3 protein-coding genes are annotated in these 1,724 nt (G+C 59.8%); all 3 read left to right on the forward strand.

The genetic code is table 11. The annotated features are described in order from the left end of the window. Window positions 1–341 precede the first annotated feature (341 nt). The 3 genes from FE811_RS26740 to FE811_RS26750 are packed head-to-tail and all read left to right on the forward strand — an operon-like array spanning window position 342 to window position 1,391. Window positions 342–689 carry a type II toxin-antitoxin system RelE/ParE family toxin gene (locus tag FE811_RS26740; RefSeq protein WP_140849536.1) on the forward strand — a complete coding sequence of 116 codons (348 nt, stop codon included), beginning with the start codon at window positions 342–344 and terminating at the stop codon, window positions 687–689. A gap of 1 nt (window position 690) precedes the next feature. After that, window positions 691–975, forward strand: a complete 285-nt coding sequence (locus FE811_RS26745) for a DNA-binding transcriptional regulator (RefSeq protein ID WP_140849538.1) — start codon at window positions 691–693, stop codon at window positions 973–975. 23 nt (window positions 976–998) lie between these two features. After that, complete coding sequence (locus FE811_RS26750) at window positions 999–1,391, forward strand: hypothetical protein (protein ID WP_140849540.1); 393 nt, start codon at window positions 999–1,001, stop codon at window positions 1,389–1,391. Window positions 1,392–1,724 lie beyond the last annotated feature (333 nt).

Below are 1,724 nucleotides of genomic sequence, written 5' to 3' on the forward strand. Positions count from 1 at the left end.
ATCTCACAATTAAGGGCTACGCGACAGCTGATGACTGCCGAAGAATGTCAGCGTGCTTACATCGAGGCGCGGGAGGCGTCCGGTTTGGGAGCTTCACAGTTCGGATCAGGTGAAGTTTTCGATGAAGCCGGGCAACATCTTGCGAGTCTGAGCTACAACGGGCGCCTATGGCCGCCGGTGTCCTGGCATCCGGGCCTTGAGCCGTTGGCCGAGGCTCCATGCTGACAACCTGGCCCCGCTCGCGCGGGGCCGTTCTGTCGCGGACAGCACCCTTTGGAACTACGGCATTGCCGCATCTTTTGCCCTTGAAGTAGATACGGCAATGCCGTATATTGAGGCCCATGCAGACAGTGATTTCCACCGCGACTTTTCTCACCCAGGCAAAGAGGAGTGGCCTAACTGACGACGAGCTTCAGGAGATCATTTCAACCATCGCTTTCGACCCGGAGGCAGGGGCGATCATGCCGCAAACAGGTGGTGCGCGGAAGGTGCGCCATGCCCGCAAAGGACAAGGGAAAAGCGGCGGCTATCGCACCATCCACTATTTCGGCGGCGGGGACATTCCGGTGTTCATGCTGGCGATCTACGGGAAGAACGACAAGGCGAACCTGACCCAAGCGGAGCGCAACGAACTGGCCCGCATCCTGCCCTCGCTGGCAGATGCCTACCGAAACAGAAAGGAACACTAACATGAGCTTCGGCAAAGAGCTGATCCAGAGCGCCAACGAGGCGCTGGAAATCGCACAGGGCAAAGCGGAACCCGCCGCTGTCTATGTGCCCGAGACCGTTGATGTGGCTGCGATCCGTAAACAGCAAGGGCTTACTCAGTCCGCCTTTGCTGAACGGTATGGGCTGGCAGAAAGCGCCATCAGGGATTGGGAGCAGCACCGGCGCAGCCCGGATCGGGCTGCGGTGTTGCTCTTGAAGGTGATCGAGCGCAGCCCCGACATTGTGGCGCAAGCAATTCGTGGATAGGTCTGACCATGACGGACGAAGACATGAACCTGATCGCTGTCCCAGATGGTGAGTTGTTTCGCCCTGCGCAAAAGTTGTCGGATGGTGCAGTTTCCTTCCGACTGCCCTTTGTCGATGACGATCTGCGATTCAGGGAACCCGATGAAGCAATCCAATACGCCCGGAACATGAAGCGGGAAGCCGAGGAATATGCCCATGAGAGCTATCTATCCACGCTGATGACATTCACTTTCGGCGCTCTTGGCTGGATTTTCCTTGTTCTCCTGATCGCTGGCAAAATCCCCTACATGGGAGGGATAAGGGAGATACCGGAGCCGATCTTGGTCGTGTTCATTGTGCCGGCGATCTTGGTCGCCATGATTTCGGCTTGGATGTATCATCGAGCAAAGAACAGGACGATAGAAGTTCGGCCCTGACCATCGAAACCCCGGCCCCGCGCGAGCGGGGCTTTTCTTTTGCAGGCAACTCCCTTTCGGGACCGGGCTCTAGGCTCCGGCCGGCTGCACCGGCCTGCGCCCCGAGCCTCGCCCCCCTGCCCTCGTGCGGCCCAGGTGCGGCGCGACTTGTCTCTCCGAGCCAACCCGCACCGCGGCCGCATGTCGGTCAGCGTGCCGAGTCTCGTCCCTTCGGGTAACGATCCCTGTTGCGGGGGACGGCTCCGCCCTTTCATCTTCCTGAAAATATCCTCGGGNCGGTCGCGTTAGCGGCCACTGGATCGACACGGGTTCGGAGATCCCCGCGCGAGCGCG

It is taken from the genome of Paracoccus sp. FO-3, assembly GCF_006386455.1.
GTDB lineage: Bacteria > Pseudomonadota > Alphaproteobacteria > Rhodobacterales > Rhodobacteraceae > Paracoccus > Paracoccus versutus.

Bases quoted from the DNA above. Each gene is read 5' to 3' on its own strand.
- FE811_RS26745 (WP_140849538.1), top strand. From the start codon at position 691: ATGAGCTTCGGCAAAGAGCTGATCCAGAGCGCCAACGAGGCGCTGGAA.
- FE811_RS26740 (WP_140849536.1), top strand. From the start codon at position 342: ATGCAGACAGTGATTTCCACCGCGACTTTTCTCACCCAGGCAAAGAGG.
- FE811_RS26750 (WP_140849540.1), top strand. From the start codon at position 999: ATGAACCTGATCGCTGTCCCAGATGGTGAGTTGTTTCGCCCTGCGCAA.